Genomic DNA, 18,921 nt, shown 5'->3' on the forward strand with positions numbered 1-18,921 from the left:
TGGGGCTTTATACAAAGACGTGAGGATTTTCGGGGGGCTGGGGCTTGTCTACGCATGAAGTCCCCCACCCAAACCAATAGGGAGTATGGAAACCACAAAGAAATGCTGTTCATTCAAGGAATATCTCAGCGTAGTATGCTTTGTTCGTATATAGGGTCAGAACGGTTCTACCCCCCGGCAATGATGTCCCCGATGGAAGCCCAGCCCGGGAAATAGCCATGGTCCTGCCTGTAGGAATACTTTGCATCGAACTTGTGGGCTGGAACAAACTGGTGGTCAAAGTCCAGGTCAACATGGCTGCCCACCTTTATAAGTCCCATTCTCCGTATCATCCGTAAAAGTAAGGTGTTCAGCTTCTCTACCACATTGAGACTATACGACTTGCCGGAGGTTTCGCTCTCATAGACAACATTCTCTTCGGCAAGCTCCTTCAGTCCGCACCCCACTGTGTCGGCACCGGGCAACAGCATGCCAGGTCTCTGTCTGAACTGTCCTATGAGCGAATTGATGTCCTCAAGACATCTCCACCACAAAGGTAGCTGAAGAAGAGAGAGCCCAGGATGCTTCCATGGCTGAATGCCTTGCCGCTGCATCCGCGTCTGCCCAATACAGATCCGGTGAGTTTCTCAAGATCCAACTCTGATAAAACATCCATGATGTGATAAATCCCTCTAAAAGAAGTGATATTCCCGTTTTTAATTGCTACCTTTGTCATGTCAGATATTTTGCTTGCTTTTTATGTTTACAGCACTAAGATCGGTGAAAATTCTGACATAACCAAGTGTTTTGAGAACTTTGTTTATCAGGCACTTGGATTACCTGCAAGATTTCACGCTGCGGAATTAAGGGATAATTTAAAAACCTATTAAATATGGATTTAACGAATATAAACAACATCATAGGATACTCTGATCCTATTGAGATGCCCGTAAGTGAGCTATTGACAGGCAGCTTCAGCTTCTCCATTCCGTCGTATCAACGGGGATATAGATGGGAATCGTCAGAAGCAGGAGTCACAGATAATGCCGTTAAGCAAGTTGACGACCTACTTAATGATCTTACTTCCTTTGTGAAAACGAATATAAATCAGAAAGCCAATTATTATCTTCAGCCGCTTATGGTAAAGCCCAAAGCCGTCCAGGGCGGTGGCTATGAATGGGATGTATTAGACGGGCAACAGCGTTTAACAACAATGCTTCTTATTTTGAGATGTGTCAAGGAGAAGTTATATGCAAATACCACCCTCCCTCTTTACACCTTGAAATATGAAAACAGAAAGCAACTCGATTTCTCAAAAATATCCTATACCCAAACATCACCAGACTACGACTACCCTTCCCCGACACATAACTTAGACAGCTACTTTGTTAGAAAAGCCAAGGACAGGATTGAACGATGGTATAATGATGAATTATCAAACAACCAAGCTCTTCAAGACAAGATAAAGGAACTACTCGTCTACGAAGACGCATCTCGCGGTTCGTCTACTCCCCCTAATCTACGAGCCATCTTCATTTGGTATAATGTAGAACCTATCACCACGTCAGTTCCACCATTGCCTGGAAGTCACATACATGATATTGAGGTCTTTAACCGACTAAATCGAGGAAAGATCAGTCTGACAGATTCCGAACTCGTCAAAGCCCTTTTCCTACTCTGCATCAAGTTGTCGCCATCGTCAGGAAGCTCGCTCATGACTTCAGAGACACTCGTGAGGAAATGGGACGAAATGGGGAAGAAATTTCAAAATGATGGGTTCTGGAAGATGATCTCGCCTAAAGACAAAGATTACAGCAACCGCATGGACCTTCTCTTTGATTTCATAAAGGACTGTAGAGGCGGCAAGACCAGCAATTCATATCGCTACTATTACGACAAGATGCACAACCTTCTTACCGCCCCTAACCCCGCACAGGTAGAGTCACTATGGAATGAAATCAAGATGTTTTTCGATATACTCTGCAAGTGGCATGAAGATGTTCATAAGCACAACTATATAGGCTATCTTGTTGACTGTGGGGAGAAAATGTCTGAAATCTACAATAATTTGAGTCATCATCAAAAGTTGAAAGATCTTGTCAAGGCCGATCTGAAACTTTCCAGTATAGAGGATTTGGAAGAGCTAAGCTATCAAGATCGTGAATCCTTCAATAAGATTAGAAAGATATTACTCCTCTTTAATGTCCTGACCTGCGATAAGTTTGGGCAAAAGTTCCCTTTTGATCTCTACCGTGACAATTCTTATGACGTAGAGCATGTGAACTCGCAGACGGATAATCCTATCGAGAAGATTGAAGAAAAGAAAGGATGGATCATCGAACATGCCATCCCATGCTTGTGGGTTGACCGCAGAGAGACGGATGCCCAAGGTCATTTCACCCAATCGGCAGTTGCAGCAAGGGAACTCATCCTCAAGGGTATCCTGCTGCTAAAGGACTTCAAGAAAAATGGGAACAAGGATGTAGGGAACAAATTCAAGCCTTACAGAACAGAAGTGGAGAATTACTATGCTTGTGGTGATAGTTCAAAATCAATGGCCAACAAGGATTCTATAGGAAACCTTACGCTTCTTAACTCATCAATCAACAGAGAATACAAGAATGCACTCTTCCCAAAGAAACTGCGCACAATAAAAAGAAGTGATCAAGAAGGGGCATACATTCCTCTGTGTACAAAGTATATGTTCTTGAAGTATTACTCAAATCCCCAGAAAAATGTATCAGCCTTCAGTATGATGCGATGGCAGGCTGAAGACCAGAGAGAATATACCAACGCAATAAAAGAATCAATTAAAACAATCTTCTGATATGGCTTATTATAATTTACAAACACTCCTTCACCGTCCTTTTTCTTGGACGATGACATTACCAAATGGCCAGACACAATCAGGAAACAGTGTACGCAATATTCCTGTGCGAATACCTAAGATTCAACGAGACTATGCTGAAGGACGTGAAACGGAATCTATTGAACGAAAAAGGCATAGCCTTCTCAATGACATTTTAGATGTCGTATATGGTATCCGCCCGAACCTGTCTTTTGATTTCATCTATGGTTACATGCGTTCTAATGGCAAGAATTTATCTGGAGATGAGTGGCAGAATATTCAACTACATCCCAATGTAGCATTCGAACCGCTTGATGGACAACAACGTCTGACCACATTATTCCTGCTATACTGGCTGTTTGGCAGGAGCGCTGACTTGTACGACAATCATCACTCACTCTTTATTTATGAAACACGTGACACCAGTGAGGAATTTTGCCATTGGTTAGTAAACCAGCAAGCAGGTACTTTGATTTCAGGATGGGAAGCTAAGCGTGAAGAAACAAAAAACATTAACACCCAGCATAAAGAGAAGTGGTATTCTGCAAAAGATGCCAATGGACTTGTGGATCCAATCACAAACAGATTACGTTTCCCATTATTACCGATACCGTCCCTATTCGTGTATATGCAAGCCCTCAGCACATTCAAATGGGATTGGCATGATGATCCTAACATCCGTTCTATGATTAAAGTCCTGGAGACAACCGTCCATTATCTCCATGAACGCGGATTAGACTATGCTTCGGGCATCACGGCCAATGCAAGACTTGACGACATAACCTTTTTACTTCTTGACAATCTCGATTGTGACGGCGACCAGCTTTTTGAGAAGATGAATGCACGTGGCAAAGCACTTACCAGTTTTGAAATCCTCAAGTCAACACTTGAAGAAGAGATGGAGCAGCAAGGCTTGCCAGCTTCAAACGCTAATTTATCAAATAATTGGAGGAACGCTATTGACGGAGATTGGATAGACTACTGTTGGGATAACTCAAAGATTGGTCCTTCTCCCAAGCTCGAGAATGTAAGAGAAGTTGAGAAGAAACTTGAGAAACTCCTCATCCGAATTGCTGGAAAGTCTTTTTTCGCAACGAACATAGAAGGAACACAGGCCAATAACACTACTGTAAAAGATTACACATCATTGTTTGAAAATTCTATTTCAGGACGAGGAAGCGTTAACAAAGTCATTGACAGATATGTTGAATATGCGCGATACGAACGCTCCTTAGGGAATAAGAATTTTTCTAAGATGGACTTTCAAAGCATTTTTGACGATATGCAGAACCTGCTCTATGAGGATTCAGAAGGATGGCATGACGCTTCTTCCCTTCTTCCACAGCTAAACAGAGCAAACACCTCAACATTAATGGATATGTACATGATTGACAGTCCTACGCATAATACACGTGTCATGATTTATGCTATGTCAGCTTATCTACGTATTGTGCCATCTAAAGATATAGCCAAGGACATCACAGAGAAAGCTAATTTCATAGACTGGATGCGTTTTATTCGTAATGTATATAATTCTGACAACAAGAACTCTGGATTAGATAACTTCAACGATGTTAGAACCTCAATCGCTGCTATCGACAAATGGCTGACAGAGTATGAAACACATTACCGGACCAATGACAAACAAGATATCCTGTTATTAATCAAAGACCATATAAAGAACAATGCCTATAGCCAAGAACAAGCACGACTTGAGGAGGAAGCTATCAAGGCAGAATTAAGAGTTGATGGCACAAACGGAGTGCCTGCAAGTGATTGGGAGGAAAGTATCCTAAAGGCCGAAAACAATTTTTATTTATGGGGACAAATAATAGCTCCTCTCTCATGGTCATTCAAGAACCAATCTTATGACAAGACTGCGTTTGATGAATATGTCGACCGCCTTCATCAGATTTTCTTCAATCCTTTACCCGAAGAGGGTCCTGTTGATGCACTACTTATTCAAGCTATGCTTTGCCTACAGGACTATCGTCACAACTCAAGAAACGGCTTAGGCAGTCTGGGCAGATTGAACAATAATAGAGATTTCAGCTGGAAACAATATCTACGAAGACTTGACCCTTCTACAAAGTATTACGGTAGATTGTTTAAAGAGATGATTGATTTATGGCTACAGCCTACAAACACGCATCGCTCATTTGAGGATTTGTTAAGAGAAATAATTAAAACAAACAAGACAAAATACAGTGTATCTGATTGGCAATATTATATCGTTAATATTGACAATCCAAAGACGTTAATAAACATTTTCAGTTTTGTTGGTACCTATGGCAGATATGTGTACACGGCACCAGGAGGCCATGCCTATTATTTCCGGTCAAATACATTCCGGACAGTTTATCGCTACGAATTATTAACAACGTATCTCGCTTATGAGAAAAGATTACTGGTGAGCGGAGTTACTGCCACTTGCCTAACCTCTACAGCCGATGAGCTTGGGGCACACGCTGATTTCACCATGCCTAATGGCGACCTCATTCGATTAACTGCAAGTGATGGAGATTTATATAATATCGAACAGCAAAACAATGGAACACAAACACCGACAATGCTACATAGTAATATAAATATCAATAATGTTGAAACCGAACTCAAGAACCTTGGAGTAATATCTTCCTTCTAACTGTCTTCCCCTTCTCAACAAGTTGAAAACAAGATATCCGTCTTATAAGGATTGACAGCCAAAAAGAAAGCCCACTGGTATTTAGCAAAATGCTAAACATCAGCGGGCTTCTCGCTATATTCCCCCCAACGATTGTAGCGGTTCAACGCCCAACTCCACCAACACCAGATCCATACACAAGCAAAAAAGAGCCGGCATTACCCCACTCCTCTTCTATTCCCATCAATTGATTTCGGCGACTGATAAGCTCCGCTTTTTGGTGGCGAGGCCATTCATAGTGCACATACAAGGCAGTCTCACCATTTGCCCTTAACATCACCCCCATGTGTATTCGACATTAGATACAAGTAGGGATATTCAGAAGATTTATTACTAACTGTTTGCCAGTGTGATATATTATTAGCACCTTTTAAAAAGCCGAACGGCCCATCACGGGCAGAACCGGGGGAAACTTAAAAAATCGTCGTGAAGATACAAAAAACAGAGAGTGATAAAACAATTCATTTACGGCATGGGAGTCTCATCACCACCCAGCGCAGAGCAGAAAACGTCCGAGGGTATGCCGTCAAGCCCCATCGAGCGTTCCCCGCGCCATGTAGTCGTCCATCACGCCACCGAGGCTGGTTAATATGGTATGCACATCGGCAGGACTTACGGTCGATTCGGTTGCCATGCGCTTTGCCGCCTGCCCTGTGGTGACGGCAGATCCTGCGAAAGCGGACTTGGATTGCTGCTTCAAAGAGGCGTATTGCTCGAAACAGAAAAGCCATGCCCCACCATCAGCGAGGTGGAACATGGCATCCTATCGTATTAGTCTCCCCAAGGATCATAGCTCGGCCAAGCCTCGTTCTCCTCGGAGAAAGGCCCTTGCTTGGCATCAGCCCCGCCGCCTTCTTCATCTTCTCCCGCCTGTGGAATAGAAGTCTGATACATCACCGGGGACATGTCTGCCGATATTATTTCCGTTACAGGTGCTTCGTATGATTTCTTATATTTTATTTTCATTTTACTATTACTTTTTTGCCGTTGTGAATATATAGACCCTTGACGGGCTTTGTAACTCTCTGACCGTTGAGGTTGTAGTAAGTGACATCACCTGTAGCAGTCGCAGCATCCACTGCATCGAGACTTTCTATACCTGTTGTCTCGCCGTCATCGAACAGGAGGGAGAGTTTCGCTCCGGCAGGCACGTCAATGTTGATATATGCCTTGTGTACGCCGATGGTGAGCTTTCCCCCGCTCTTGAACTGCTGCGCCTGGGATACGCGGAACGCCTTGCCTCCCGAAATGTAGAAGTTGGTGTTGCCGTTTTCTGTGGCTACGATGTCCTTGGCATTCACGGTTACGGGTTTCAGGATATTGTCTCCGCTGTAACTCCACTTGTCGTCCTCGCCGATGCGATAGTAGAAGTCGCTTGGCAACGAACCGTTAACAGCCTTGAGCACCACGCCCGTGTTGGCCGGAACATAGAGTCCGTCCTTGCTGATGTCTTCACCGAGGTTGATGCTCTGCATACGGATAATGCTGTTGCCGATCTTCTCACCGGATGTAAACGCGATGACTTCCGGGCAGTTCCTGGCCGCATCCCAGAAGAGCCGGTGCCCACTGTCGTTAACATCACCGAAATCAACGTCGAACTCACGCGCGAAAGTAGAATAGAGCTTGTTGGTCAGTGCGGGCGTACCTTTGATCCTGTAGTCTATCTGCGAGGTGAAGTCGAAGTCGCTCCTCCTATTCAGACTGGCAGCCACATCATAGACGGTCTTGCTCCATGCTGCCTGATAAGCGCCAAGGGCCGATTTCTTCACGTAGATCTTCGTTGTCGGGGCAAACTCGTTGTAGTTGGTTCCGGTCTCGTCGAGTTCGAAGCGTGTAGTGCTCAACATCTCCTTGGTGGGAGTGCTTTCGATGAAGAAAACGTTCTCCACGGTGCTCTTGTTGTGGGCAATGTCGGTCACGAAAGCTTGTGCGCCGATATATTTCACATTGTTCTTCACCACCACTTCCTTCACGCTGTTTCCTGCGTTTTGGAAAGCGTAGTCGCCTATCAGGCTCACGTTATAGTCTTTGCCGCCGCGGGTTACCTTTGCGGGCAATACAAACGTGTGGTCGGTGCGGCTGGTGCTGAGCAGGTCCACATCGTTGTCCGACACGGCGATGTACTCTTCCGTTCCCTCAGTGAAAGAAGGGCTGATGGACTTAAATTTCTGATAGAAAGCATTTGTCTGATAGTCGCCAAGACGGTCTTGCCGAACATTGACGTTGATTTTACCGAACATGTCGGCAGCCTGGCTACCATTGTCAAACGACATGTCGTTGGCAGCCTGATTGATGTTGTCCGGATCGATCATCTGATCGCAGAGGAACGTAACCGTATTGAGGTTCGGACAAAGGCCGAAAGCGCGCTTTCCGATGGAAATCACCTTGTTGGGGATGATTACATTCTTCAGTTTCTGACAGTCATAGAAAGCATAGTCCCCTATCTTTTTGATGGATGGAGGAAGCAACGTAAATTTATCATTTGCCTTTCCTTCGGGGAAAATCATCAGCGTCTCTTTGTCTTTCGACAACAGATAGCCGTCCACACTCGAGTAGACGGTGTTCTTCTTGCTCACATTGATGGCGGTGAGATTTTTGCACCGTTTGAAAGCTTCAGGACTGATACTGGTTGTGGTCTCGGTGACATTGACGGTGGTCAGCACGTCGCAGTTGCGGAAAGCCTCTCTGCCGATGCTCTGGACCTTCTTAGGCACATCGAAACTTGTCAGTCCGCAGTCGGCAAAGGCACCGCTGCCAATAGACAGAATGTCGGCGTCGGGATCAAACTCCACCGTAGCCATGCTGCTGCATCCGCTGAAGGCATTGGTCTTGATGGAAGTTACAGATTTGGGGAACTTGAAGGTCTGAAGGTCTTTCAAGTTGGCAAAGGCGTTTTCGCCAATTTCCTTCAGGGCGCAAGTTCCCTGAAAATTGAAAGCTTTCAGGCTGGTAGTGGTAGAGAAAGCATTTTTCCCGATGGTCTCCAGTTTAGAATCAGCCGGGATGTTGACCGTTTCCAATTTTGAGCACTGATAGAAGATGTCGCCAATCGAAGTGAGGGCCGCCGGCAAGGTTACCTCTGTCAGCTTTTCACAGCTCCAAAAAGCCTGGGGTCCTATTTGCTGAACTTTTGAGGGCTCTTCGAAAGTAACGGCTGTTAGTTTGGAAACACCACGGAAAGCTTCTTGATTGATATTTTCAACTCCCGCAGGGATGGTCATTGTGGTGATGTTCTGTGCTGACTGGAAACCTCTTCTTGCGATCGTTTTGACGCTTGCGGGAATGACATAAGTGTCACCGGCCCTGCTGGGCGGATAGAGGAAGAGAATATCCTCATCTGGTTTGGAGAAGATGACTCCGTCTTTGGCCACGAAGTCTGTATTTTCAGCCGGGACCTTGTATTCTGCCACCTTCAGGCATGACTCGAAGCAACCTTCAACCATGCCTTCCTTTGTCGTTTCATCATACTTCTTGATATCTTTAGGCAGTACGATGGTACTGAGCAGACTTGCCGCATAAATCGATGAAACTGCCAGCTTGGTCACGCCGTTCAAGTCTATGCTTTTCATCTTCCAACTGTTTGAAATGGCATACGAAGCGATGGACTTGACACCGTCTGGCACCTTGTAGTTCTCGGTGTCCTTGGCACGGGGGTACAGCATGAGTTCCGTATCCTTGAAAAGCACGCCGTCAACGGTTGTGAAGGGAGTAGATCCTCCTGGAGCCATTTCAAATGCTTCGAGCGTATTGGTAGGAGCGATGGTAGGAAAGCCGGTAGAAATACTTTGCAAGTTGGGGGGAAGGATAATCTTGGTCAGGTCGTTTACCAGACGGAAACAGGTATTAGTAATGCGGGTCACCTTGTCGCTGACCGTGTAGACTCCTCCTGTCAACGGAACATTGGAGGGTACGGAACGGAGCACCGTCTTGTCCTTTGAGTAGAGTGCCCCGTCGTCATCCGAACTGAAATATGGATTGTCCGGATCCACGGTCTGTTTAGGCACACTGCGCAGTCCTGCCCATACATTCTCACTGATACTCTTCACATTCTTCGGGATATTAATGCTTGCTAAGTCTGCACCTCCGAAGATGTCATAACCCAAATATACGATACTTTCTGGCAACTTTATGGAAGTGATATTCGTACATTTATAACGTGAATTATACTCTACGCCCGTGACAGTAAACGTTATGTCGATGCCGTCATAGACTTTTTCCGGTATGACTAATTCGCCCGAGTTCAAATCGTCTGTGCCCAGGAAGTACAATGTATGATCTGCTATGGAAGCCACCTTGTAGGTGTTTCCATTGAACGTGACTATCTGTCCGTCTGTATAGGCGAATAGCCCCGTTGGTATTACCATGAACAGTAATGCCAACAATAAAAGTTTAGTTTGTCTCATGATTAAAAATTAGAATTCTGATTTCCTTGATTTATAACTCTTCTGTCCTCGATGGATCAAGCAACCGCCGGGGGGCTTAATCCGCCTTCCATGAGTTGGCCAACGGATACGACAAAACAAGAAAAGGAATTCCCCGGAGTTCCTTTTCCCATCGGAATTGCACGTGACACCACGCGCGCGTATACGAGAAAGTTTTAGGTTGAAGTTACGCCAGTAGCGCCTATGAGAGAGAGAGAGAGAGAGAGAGAAGCAAATTATTTGGAACCACCAAATAATTCGACGACAAATTTACAAGAAAATTTCGATTTCCCTGCTCCGTACCCATGCCTTTATTATACAAAGACAATGGTCGTAGAAAAAAACTCCTCTCCAACTTGCTCACTTGTCAATAGTTATACCGGCTGCAAAGATAACTAAAGTTTCCGAAACCCGCAAGAAAAAACAGAAATAGATGTGGAAATGGCGTGCAAACGAACGCACGTTCCCACATCACACGCTTATTCCTTTTCTGTCATAGACGTATTATGTCATCATTCCGCAGTGATAAGGCTTTTTGATTCTCAACTAAAGTTTCCCACTTAACAGGGACAAGTGCCATAAGTCATTGAAAAAAAGGAAAGAAGAAGAAATACCAATTGTTTTTCTTTGTATATTTGCACGTGTGATCAATTGTTATGCAGAACATTGACATTTCTTCTGTGAATACAGACATACAGCAGATTTCAGACCTATCCAAGGTTCTGAGTGATAAAAGTGCCACGAACGACAGGATATTGGTCCCTTTTGGGAAAGTTTGTTCTTGGAAGGACTCTTTCAAAGGTTTACCTGCAGAGTATGACCGTCCAAAAACGGATGGTCTTGCAACGGAGGATAACCTGAAAGATAAGATGCAGAAAAGACAAATAGATACGATGTCTGTCCGTCAGCCTGTCTTTCCGTCTTTTACACACAATTTATTTCCATATCATCGGTGTTTGTAAACATTTTTATGCAGCTCAAAGCTGACACATGCTCTTCTGGCTCCTGAAAGATGCCTGATTGACCTGCAATGGGTGCTCTTTCAGCGTGTTACCAACGCCCTTTTGAAGTCCAATCAGGCATCTCTTACAAACGACTTAACAACCGACTGATTGACTGCTGGTTACAAACTCGCTTTTTGCACGTGTTCTTTACATTTACAGATGATCTGTTTGAAATTATGTAATGACTTTTCAAAATATTGTCTGTCTTTTCAACGTATTGAAATTGAAAAGGTCTTTGCCTCGGAGGCTGATGATAGGATAGACAGTTGACGGTCTTGACCATGTTTGTTTAAAGAATCACTTCGGTTCTTCCGTTAAAGCTATACGGAAAGCATCCATGCGTTTAACGGAAGAACCATTCGGGGGTCTTCAGAAATCTGGCGTGATGAGGTCTGTCCCGTGCGTTGACGACTTTGATGAAATATCACACAGAGGCAGGGAGCGGAGGTAAGACCCTATGACGGAGGCAACGTCGGTGCATGGAGGAGCCCAAAAAAAGAGAGGGTGTGTCTGTTCCGACACACCCTCTCGGGAATTGAGGCATTCTCCGCCTATCGCTCTATTGCCTTGATGGTCTTTCCGTTCGACAGTCTGATGACGTTGACGCCCTTTGCCGGTGCAGAGAGGCGGTTGCCATTCAAGTCATAACGTGCTGACTCGGAGACGTTGTAAAGCTGATCTGCGGTCTTGATATCCGATGTAGTAATATCGAGGACATCGTATCGGCTGCCCAAGACAACTTTCTTCTTCGTGATGGTCTCCTTGATTTTCGCAATCATCTCAGCAGGTACATAGATGGAGAGCTGTGTGCGAAAAGCTGTAAAGACAGACTCTCCGAACTCCGGGATACCCGTACCTGCGAAATGAACAACGGCCAGCTTCTTCGCACCGAAGAAAGCTTTCTTCTCGATACCGGAGACGGCTCCCTTGAAGTTGACGCTTACCAGGTCCGCACAACCCGCAAAGGCCTGCTCCTTAACGGACAACCCAGAGGCAAGAGACGTTATATGCGTCAGGCCAGCGTAGGCAAACGCGCCCTCGCCTATGTTGGTAAGCCCTTCAGGCAGGACAAGCGTCTTCAGGTTCCCGGCATAGGCGCAGGCGTTCGCTTCGATATCGGCGATCTCGTCCGGGAACTGTATTGTCGTCGCCGTGCTGCCGGTAGGGTAAGCAACGAGAGAAGTCCGGTCCTTGTTATAGAGCACCCCCTCAACAGCAGCATAATCATCGCTTTCCTCCGATACAGAGAATGCCGTCACGGCCGTCTTGTAAAAGGCGTTCTCCCCTATATCCGTCAATGTCCGGGGGAACTCGGAAAGTGTGGAAAGGGCGGAGCAGCCCTCGAATGCGTGCGCCCCGATCTCTTCCAAAGCAGACGGGAACACTGCCGACGCGAGCTTTTCGCACTGTGCGAAGGCGTAATCCCCAATGACTGTTACCGCCTCAGGGATGGCACATTCTGCCAGAGCCGTACAGCCCGTCAGAGCGGACTTGTCTATCTTCTTTGCCGAAGCAGGGAGCTGGATCTTCGTGAGCCGGGCGAGCTTATAGAACATATAAGGGGGTATGACATCCTCTTCCACAGGCTTATAATACTTGGTTGACAGGCCTTGCTTTATCGCACAATAGTTCTCTCCGTCTTCAACGATACGTACCTCCGAGAGGTCCAAAGAGGTCAGTCTGCCCTCCGTCTGATCGTCCTCCTTGAGTCCTTTGCCTGCCATCTGGCGCAGGAGAAGGATGTCGGTCCCGTTGATTTCGCCCGATACCTTCAAGTCGGTTATCTGATACTTCCTGGCAGCAGGAATATGCTCTGCGAGCTTCCCAGCCGCTGTTGTCACTGTCAATGACTCCTGGGCATGGACGGTGAAACACGCACATGCCAGTGCAATTACGGTCAATACTTTCTTCGATGTAAAGATCTTCATTTGTTTCCGATTGTTTATTATGTTTTTAAAACAGATGCCTCAGGATTCCAAGGATCACCTTTTCTCATAAGGAATAACGAATTTATAGCCACGGCCACGCAGTACGACGTCCTTCTCCCGGACCTCTTCGACGTACAAACGATGCGTCCCCTCTTTCAGTCCACTACTGCTGAACTCGTCTGGATAAAGCATTGAGAGCGAGACAGAGACGTACGTTCCGGCAACAGGGTTGACGACAGCCGGGGTAATCTTGACGACCTTCCGTGAAGAATAAGGGCGCGCCCCGTTACAGAGCCAGACACCCACGCCGGGGCGGCGGACCGCCATCACCGTGTTCATCTGCGCATAGAGGCTGTGCGAAGTGGTGCCATACACTCCCACGCGAGCGGCTGTCCCCTCGCAACGCACCGTCACTTTCAACGTCTTCTCCTGCCTGTCCTGCGAGATGACCCGTATCTTCGCCTCCCCTTCATAGTGTGCCTGGATCTCCAGGATATTGGTCTTCGCATTCCATTTGACGCTTATCACTTTATCAGGGTCGTCCACTTTCAGGTCGGCAATATCGCCCCCGCCATTCAGACTGACGAATCTGCTTTCATCCCGCGGGAAGAGTCTTACCTCCGACTGGCTGATGCTGATTTCCGGAGCAACCACATGGATGTCTATCCGCCGGCGCACATCGCCGGAGATGATGGTCGCATAGGTGTTTCCCTCCAAGATGCCGTTCACGCGCAGGGTGTCCTTGCTGACACTCACCCCCGCTACTTTTGAATCGGCGACATAAGAGACATATTTCCCGGTACCGCCCGTCAGCAGGAACATACGTGTGGACAGTTTCGTGAGCGAGACTTCGTCCGGATTCTCTCCGCTAAGCTGTATGTCCTTCGCTTCCTGCTGATTGTCTTTGTCGCAGGCAGCAGGCAGGATGCTGCAAGCAAAGAGTAAGAAAAGATATAGCTTCTGTTTCATGACGTCTTAATCTACCGTTAGTTTATATTCAATCTCCCACTTCCGTCCGGGCGTTTCCACGATCTCAATCTGCAGAATATGCTGTCCCTTCGTTGCGAAGACAATCTTTCCGTCAACCGGCGTAACCGGCGTGCCGTCTACCTGATAAGCAATGGCCGCATTCGGATCAGCCAGGTCGTGATAATAAAGCGGCAGGCTTCGAGGACAGGTCCCAGCCTCTTTCACCCAATACAAATAAGGTATGCGTCCTTCTTCCTCAACACCCATGTTCATGCTTTGCGTCTGCTGCGTGACAGCGTCAGAAGGTTTCGACTGCTCCGCCCCTTTGACACTCTTCACGCTGAACCTGTGAGAACTGCCGGGTTCGAGCCCCTCGACGATGAATGACACAGCCTTGGTTGTGGCAACAGGCTGCCCGTCCACCAGCACCTGATACTGCACATCCGTATCGGCAACAGGCCTCCATGAGAGTTCCATCTCACGTTGCTGCGGATGCGCCGTGAGGTTAGAAGGAGCCTCCAGAGTGGCCGTCCCCGTCCCCTCCTTTGTCATTTTGAAGGAGATGTCATCGATGAGGACGAACCCGCCCGACTCTGCCGACTCATAGTCATTCTCAATATACAAGCCCACACCGGCACGGTTCACTCCCGCCGGCGCTTTGAATGTCATGGTCTTCTTCTGCCACTGATCCGCAGACGTCCGGACCTTGTCTTTCTCGCGCGAATCCCTCTTTATAGATGTCAGGTCACGATACCAGTCCACCGTCACGGTGATGTTCGGACGTTTCAAAGAGCCTTTGTACCAGTAAGTAAGCTGGTATTCAGCACCCGGCTCCACCACGATGTGATAAGGATTGAAGTCCTTGTCGCGTGAGAAGAAAGAGCCCCCATTGGGATAGAGTTTTATGGCGTAAGTTCCGTCATGGGCATCTTTTGTCCTCGAGTAAGCCAATGAGGAATTGAAGTACCAATACTTCGGTTTGAGATAAGGGTCATAATAGTCAGGGGCTTGCTCCCCGCCTTCTTCATCATCATCGCCCGGCTGCTTCGTCTCAGGAGGATATTCTTCAAATCCTCCATTGGGTATCAGTTCGTGTCCTATCTGCCCTTCCGCCGTATAAGAGAAGGACAACAGGCAGAACAGAAAGAGATAGATTTTATTTGTCATAGGATACGTGTTTATTGATTAAACGGATTGATGTCTGCAAGCGTCAGACCATAGTGCCTGCCGATAGCGGAAGCTATATTGCGCAGCGAGCCCCCGGTCGTCTCCGGTGCCAGAAGCCGCTGCTTATCCCAGAGCCCGTCCCCCGCCGTGAGCTGACTGATATATTGTCTCACCTCTTCATAACCAAGGTGGGGCTTGCCGGAAGACTGTACGGTGAACTGCAGACCATATACCGCTCCGCAGCCACGGGACAGGAACACAAGGGCGTTCCGGGCGTCTTCATCGAGATTGACACGGGTGATTTCACCCACAAGGAACGTCATGGCCTGTACGGCGGCGACCTTTGACAACTCGCTTCTAATCAGCCGTAACTGCTCATGTACATCGTCATAACGATACTCCGTGAGCGCCTGCCGCCCTCGTGCAAAGGCGTTATAGATCCTGATGCGGCTCTCGCGCAGCACAGGCAGGCCGCTTGTCTGGATCACAGGCAGCCAATACTGATAGTAGCCGTAAGCCAGGTCCCAATGGTGTTCAAGCTCCGTGTAATTGCGGCCGGGCAGCAGTTTCGTCTGCTCATGGTCGTGCCGCAGACGGCCGTCATTATACAAGCTGTCATTGAGATGCACGTTCAGCACCTTGTCAAGATACACGCCTCCCCATACGATACCATTAAACAGTTCTGCCACGACAAGCCCTTTCTCGTTGACAAAGGCGATGTTGACATCACCGATGTTCGTACCCACATAGCCTGCCACTCCCCGTTCCGCACGATGGTTGCGGGCCGTCCCGGGACTGGGCTGGGACAGACCGCTCAACCGGCCCGTAGTGGTGAAGATGTCATCAATATCGGCCAGGATGTGTCTGCGGTCGGCCCTGTGCAAAGGGGAAGCCGCAATCTCCTCTATGGGTTTCAAGCCGAACTCGCCATTGCGGAAATAGTCCTGTACCTTCGCCATGTTGGCCGGATACATGATGGCGGCAATCTTCAGGTAGCTGTTATAGATATAGTCCATGGGGTCGCGCAACAAGCTGCACTCCAGGTAATCGACGCTGCTTGCCCCATTGCGTTTAAACTGATAGACAGGGTCAGGGACGGTCGGTTCACGATAAGCCGACTCCACCGTCTCTCCCTCCCATTGGCTGCATGCGGAGAATGCCAGCGGCAGTAAGAACACTAAAAGATATTGGATTGACTTCTTTCTCATCTTTTCTCTATTATGGAAGGATAATATAACCACAGAAAGGAGACTTTATCTTGTCGATTCCCTCTTCGTTCTGATGCTGGTTGACTGTGAGCGGCTTCACGATCGTGAGCCCGTCTTCTGATACGGCAGAGATGGCCGCCCTGATGGAAGAGCCACGGGGACCGACGCCGTTCACGCAGATATACATGGGATAACCGGAGCGTGCGGTAAAGGAGAGCTTATGCTCTTTTCCATTCGCCAGGAAGGTCGTCGCCGTATCATCCCGGCGGCTGCTTGCAATGACCTGCAGCTTTTTATCGGGCGAAATGTACCTCACCGTGTACCGGGAAGAGATGTCGTTATCCGGCACGAGCTGTCCCAAGAGGTCCACCTCCGTATAGGAACACGTGAGCGTAACGGTGTATTCCCGCACGTTATCGGTGATCTCCACACCCGGATACACATAATCCGTAACAGGCGCGTCAGGGTTTCCGAGCTGTATGACCTGGTCTTCGTATGAGAGCTTCGGCTTGTCTATTCCCTTGAAAGGAAACAGTTTGCCGTAGTCTTCCTCGGCGTAGTCTTCACTGCCTCTTGTGCAACTCGTCGCAAGAAGCAGTATGCCTATCAGCATATAATCAATTATTTTCTTCACCATGTTTGATACTTTTTATCAGCTGTCATTATCTATGTTCCGTCATCGGACTAATCAGTCGGTTCGTCCCAGATCTCGGCTTCCAGACCTGTAAACTCACCTTCGGGATGCAGGTGCCTGCTGACAAGCCGGGTGGTGCGTGACATCGGGTCGTAAACCGACACCAGTTCGGCTGTGAAGCGGTCGCCCTGCCGCTGGAAGTCGAAGAACATCGTTTTACTGTCGTAACGCAGCCCTGACCGGAAGGTGATGCCCTGCTCCGTGCCTGCATAACCGGAGCCTAATCCGGTCATCTCCTTGGCCGGATAGCCCGGAACAGGGTTCTTCTTCTGTGTGAAAAGGAAGAGGTAATACCGCTTCGCGACGATCTCCTTCAACAGGGCCTGGTTGGTCTCCACATTGCGTTTGATGTATATGTCGCTTTGAAAGAAGGTGCGCCCGCCACGATGGATACGCAGTTGCGGGTTCTTCATACGCTCGAAGAACGCCCGGTTCTCATACGCTTTCTGCACGAAGGAGGTCGTCTCCTCCGGTGCTTTCAACTTCGAGAAGACAATGTATTCACGTGCGGGTTGAAGATAGGAGGCCGTGCGAAAGACAAGGTCGCCGTCCTCGTTCCGCCCCATATAAAGGAAGTCTGAAGACCCTTCAAAGCGGTCGTTGACCAGTTGATGGATATAGTTATAGGTGGAGAAGGTCAGCTGCGTGAAACTGTTCCGGCCCACGACATACTCGCTCGTCATCGGCTGTGAGGCGGTCTGCTCGGTATAATCGGCACGCATTACGACCGTGTTGTCGTCCCTGAACTGCATTGTATAGCAGTCGCCCCCATAGCCATAACGCCCCCTGAAAGCCTGTTGCGAGATCAGTTCCGACGGGTTGGAAAAAAGCAGGGAGTCGGTCTTCGGGAAGTAAAGGACACGCCATCCGTAAGGTGCCTGGACGAGTTCCTTTTTCAAATCAGCGATGCTCTCCTTGTTACGCTGTGACGGACTCTTGTCGAACACATCGTCATTGGCGGTGCAAGCCGTCAGCAGGCAGACCAGCGCAAAGAGGCAGTATTTCATTCTTCTGTTATTCATCTCTGGTGTTGTTTAACGTAAGCATTGATTCTCCTGATGCTGATTACCTGCATTTGCTTCAGGTCTATATGCCAGTTCTTCAGCACATATTCGTCCACAAATGACTGCTTCGCAGTAAACTCCTTGTAGGCCTGCTTTGCCTCTTCTGCATAGCGGGCGTTGACCTCGGGATCGATGTCCGTGTCGGGAGTCCGGGCTGAAACAGCAGCATCGTACAGCTCTTTAGGGGTACTGGTGAGCGTGGCGCTGATGATTTCGGCAAAATCATCTTCGGGCGAGAGGAAGCCTAACATGGTGTAAAGACCGCGTTTGTTGGCATAGGAGTCAAGCCCGAACCGCTCCTTCCCGGTGCGTGCATAGCTCAAAGGGGCGGCCAGAGGCTCTGTCGAACCCGTGTACCGCTGTCCGCTGATCATCGAGAACCTGTCGCGGTCATAGGCGATGTGCAGCATCAGGCACCTGGCCAACTGATGGTGGACGCTGCGCATCAGGACAAACACCTTGTCGTTGTCAGCAGGATTGAAATCGTCTACGTGATAGACACACATCTCCTTCGCGGTGAGCTGGGGATTGTCCAGCCGTTCCACACCATGCGTATCCGGGTTGCCGCCTCCATACAGGTACAACCTGACGGGAAGCCTTCCGGGCAGCAGTTTCTCCCCGCCCGTCTCTTTCAACCGATAGGTCTCCAGGCCCATCGTCCGTACAGCCTCAAGCACCCTGCGGACGTTCTCCAGCTTCGGAGGATAGATGAAGGTGCCTGTCGAACCGGCGTTCTTTTCCCATCGATAGACCACTTCTATTCCATAAGGAACCGTGATATTCTCAATGATCCACTTGTCCAGTCCGGTGGCTGTAATCTGTTTCTTTCCTTCGTCGATGACGCTTGTCTCACTCAGTTTCTCGCTGTCGCAGGCAGCAAGAACGACGGTTGCGGACAGGAGAAGGATTGTCTTTATCTTTATCATCTTACTAATCTGTTTACTTGTTCATCCTAC

General features: G+C 48.1%; 12 protein-coding genes and 1 pseudogene. 2 read left to right on the forward strand and 11 right to left on the reverse strand.

Annotated features, from left to right (window positions below):
• Nucleotides 1–170 precede the first annotated feature (170 nt).
• Nucleotides 171–715: pseudogene (locus J4864_RS11935) on the reverse strand (IS1380 family transposase); the annotation flags it as partial.
• 156 nt (nucleotides 716–871) lie between these two features.
• Here J4864_RS11935 and J4864_RS08715 point away from each other — a divergent pair.
• Nucleotides 872–2,806 carry a DUF262 domain-containing protein gene (locus tag J4864_RS08715; RefSeq protein WP_211815324.1) on the forward strand — a complete coding sequence of 645 codons (1,935 nt, stop codon included), beginning with the start codon at nucleotides 872–874 and terminating at the stop codon, nucleotides 2,804–2,806.
• Nucleotide 2,807: 1 nt separating this feature from the next.
• Nucleotides 2,808–5,471 (forward strand): DUF262 domain-containing protein, encoded by a 2,664-nt coding sequence (locus J4864_RS08720; RefSeq protein WP_211815325.1) that lies wholly within the window; start codon nucleotides 2,808–2,810, stop codon nucleotides 5,469–5,471.
• A 565-nt stretch (nucleotides 5,472–6,036) separates the two neighbouring features.
• On the opposite strand, the gene J4864_RS08725 is transcribed toward J4864_RS08720, so the two are convergent.
• The 10 genes from J4864_RS08725 to J4864_RS08770 form a co-directional block, all read right to left on the reverse strand.
• On the reverse strand, nucleotides 6,037–6,210 hold the full coding sequence (locus J4864_RS08725) for an HU family DNA-binding protein (RefSeq protein WP_211815326.1): 174 nt from the start codon (nucleotides 6,208–6,210) through the stop codon (nucleotides 6,037–6,039).
• A gap of 71 nt (nucleotides 6,211–6,281) precedes the next feature.
• A complete protein-coding gene (locus J4864_RS08730) occupies nucleotides 6,282–6,476 on the reverse strand; it encodes a hypothetical protein (protein WP_211815327.1) in 195 nt (64 codons plus the stop codon).
• Nucleotides 6,473–9,874 carry a leucine-rich repeat domain-containing protein gene (locus tag J4864_RS08735; protein WP_246479523.1) on the reverse strand — a complete coding sequence of 1,134 codons (3,402 nt, stop codon included), beginning with the start codon at nucleotides 9,872–9,874 and terminating at the stop codon, nucleotides 6,473–6,475. Before J4864_RS08735 ends, J4864_RS08730 begins: the two co-directional genes overlap by 4 nt.
• A gap of 1,612 nt (nucleotides 9,875–11,486) precedes the next feature.
• A complete protein-coding gene (locus J4864_RS08740) occupies nucleotides 11,487–12,863 on the reverse strand; it encodes a leucine-rich repeat domain-containing protein (protein ID WP_211815329.1) in 1,377 nt (458 codons plus the stop codon).
• A gap of 54 nt (nucleotides 12,864–12,917) precedes the next feature.
• Nucleotides 12,918–13,832, reverse strand: coding sequence for a hypothetical protein (locus tag J4864_RS08745; protein WP_211815330.1), 915 nt, complete (start codon nucleotides 13,830–13,832; stop codon nucleotides 12,918–12,920).
• Nucleotides 13,833–13,838: 6 nt separating this feature from the next.
• Complete coding sequence (locus tag J4864_RS08750; protein ID WP_211815331.1) at nucleotides 13,839–14,999, reverse strand: carbohydrate binding domain-containing protein; 1,161 nt, start codon at nucleotides 14,997–14,999, stop codon at nucleotides 13,839–13,841.
• Between the two features lie 11 nt (nucleotides 15,000–15,010).
• Entirely contained in the window at nucleotides 15,011–16,207 is a 1,197-nt protein-coding gene (locus tag J4864_RS08755; RefSeq protein ID WP_211815332.1) for a DUF4856 domain-containing protein, read from the reverse strand.
• 10 nt (nucleotides 16,208–16,217) lie between these two features.
• The gene (locus J4864_RS08760) at nucleotides 16,218–16,844 is read right to left on the reverse strand and encodes a hypothetical protein (protein WP_211815333.1); all 627 of its coding nucleotides are present in this window, start codon (nucleotides 16,842–16,844) and stop codon (nucleotides 16,218–16,220) included.
• 47 nt (nucleotides 16,845–16,891) lie between these two features.
• Nucleotides 16,892–17,923: a DUF4302 domain-containing protein gene (locus J4864_RS08765; RefSeq protein WP_211815334.1), complete on the reverse strand. Its 1,032-nt coding sequence runs from the start codon at nucleotides 17,921–17,923 to the stop codon at nucleotides 16,892–16,894.
• Entirely contained in the window at nucleotides 17,920–18,891 is a 972-nt protein-coding gene (locus tag J4864_RS08770; RefSeq protein WP_211815335.1) for a putative zinc-binding metallopeptidase, read from the reverse strand. Before J4864_RS08770 ends, J4864_RS08765 begins: the two co-directional genes overlap by 4 nt.
• Nucleotides 18,892–18,921 lie beyond the last annotated feature (30 nt).

Origin of the sequence: Prevotella multiformis (genome assembly GCF_018127985.1) — a bacterium.
Classification (GTDB): domain Bacteria; phylum Bacteroidota; class Bacteroidia; order Bacteroidales; family Bacteroidaceae; genus Prevotella; species Prevotella multiformis.

Coding starts and splice junctions, on each gene's coding strand:
- J4864_RS08715 (WP_211815324.1), top strand. CDS start 872: ATGGATTTAACGAATATAAACAACATCATAGGATACTCTGATCCTATT.
- J4864_RS08720 (WP_211815325.1), top strand. CDS start 2,808: ATGGCTTATTATAATTTACAAACACTCCTTCACCGTCCTTTTTCTTGG.
- J4864_RS08730 (WP_211815327.1), bottom strand. CDS start 6,476: ATGAAAATAAAATATAAGAAATCATACGAAGCACCTGTAACGGAAATA.
- J4864_RS08735 (WP_246479523.1), bottom strand. CDS start 9,874: ATGGTAATACCAACGGGGCTATTCGCCTATACAGACGGACAGATAGTC.
- J4864_RS08740 (WP_211815329.1), bottom strand. CDS start 12,863: ATGAAGATCTTTACATCGAAGAAAGTATTGACCGTAATTGCACTGGCA.
- J4864_RS08745 (WP_211815330.1), bottom strand. CDS start 13,832: ATGAAACAGAAGCTATATCTTTTCTTACTCTTTGCTTGCAGCATCCTG.
- J4864_RS08750 (WP_211815331.1), bottom strand. CDS start 14,999: ATGACAAATAAAATCTATCTCTTTCTGTTCTGCCTGTTGTCCTTCTCT.
- J4864_RS08755 (WP_211815332.1), bottom strand. CDS start 16,207: ATGAGAAAGAAGTCAATCCAATATCTTTTAGTGTTCTTACTGCCGCTG.
- J4864_RS08760 (WP_211815333.1), bottom strand. CDS start 16,844: ATGGTGAAGAAAATAATTGATTATATGCTGATAGGCATACTGCTTCTT.
- J4864_RS08765 (WP_211815334.1), bottom strand. CDS start 17,923: ATGAATAACAGAAGAATGAAATACTGCCTCTTTGCGCTGGTCTGCCTG.
- J4864_RS08770 (WP_211815335.1), bottom strand. CDS start 18,891: ATGATAAAGATAAAGACAATCCTTCTCCTGTCCGCAACCGTCGTTCTT.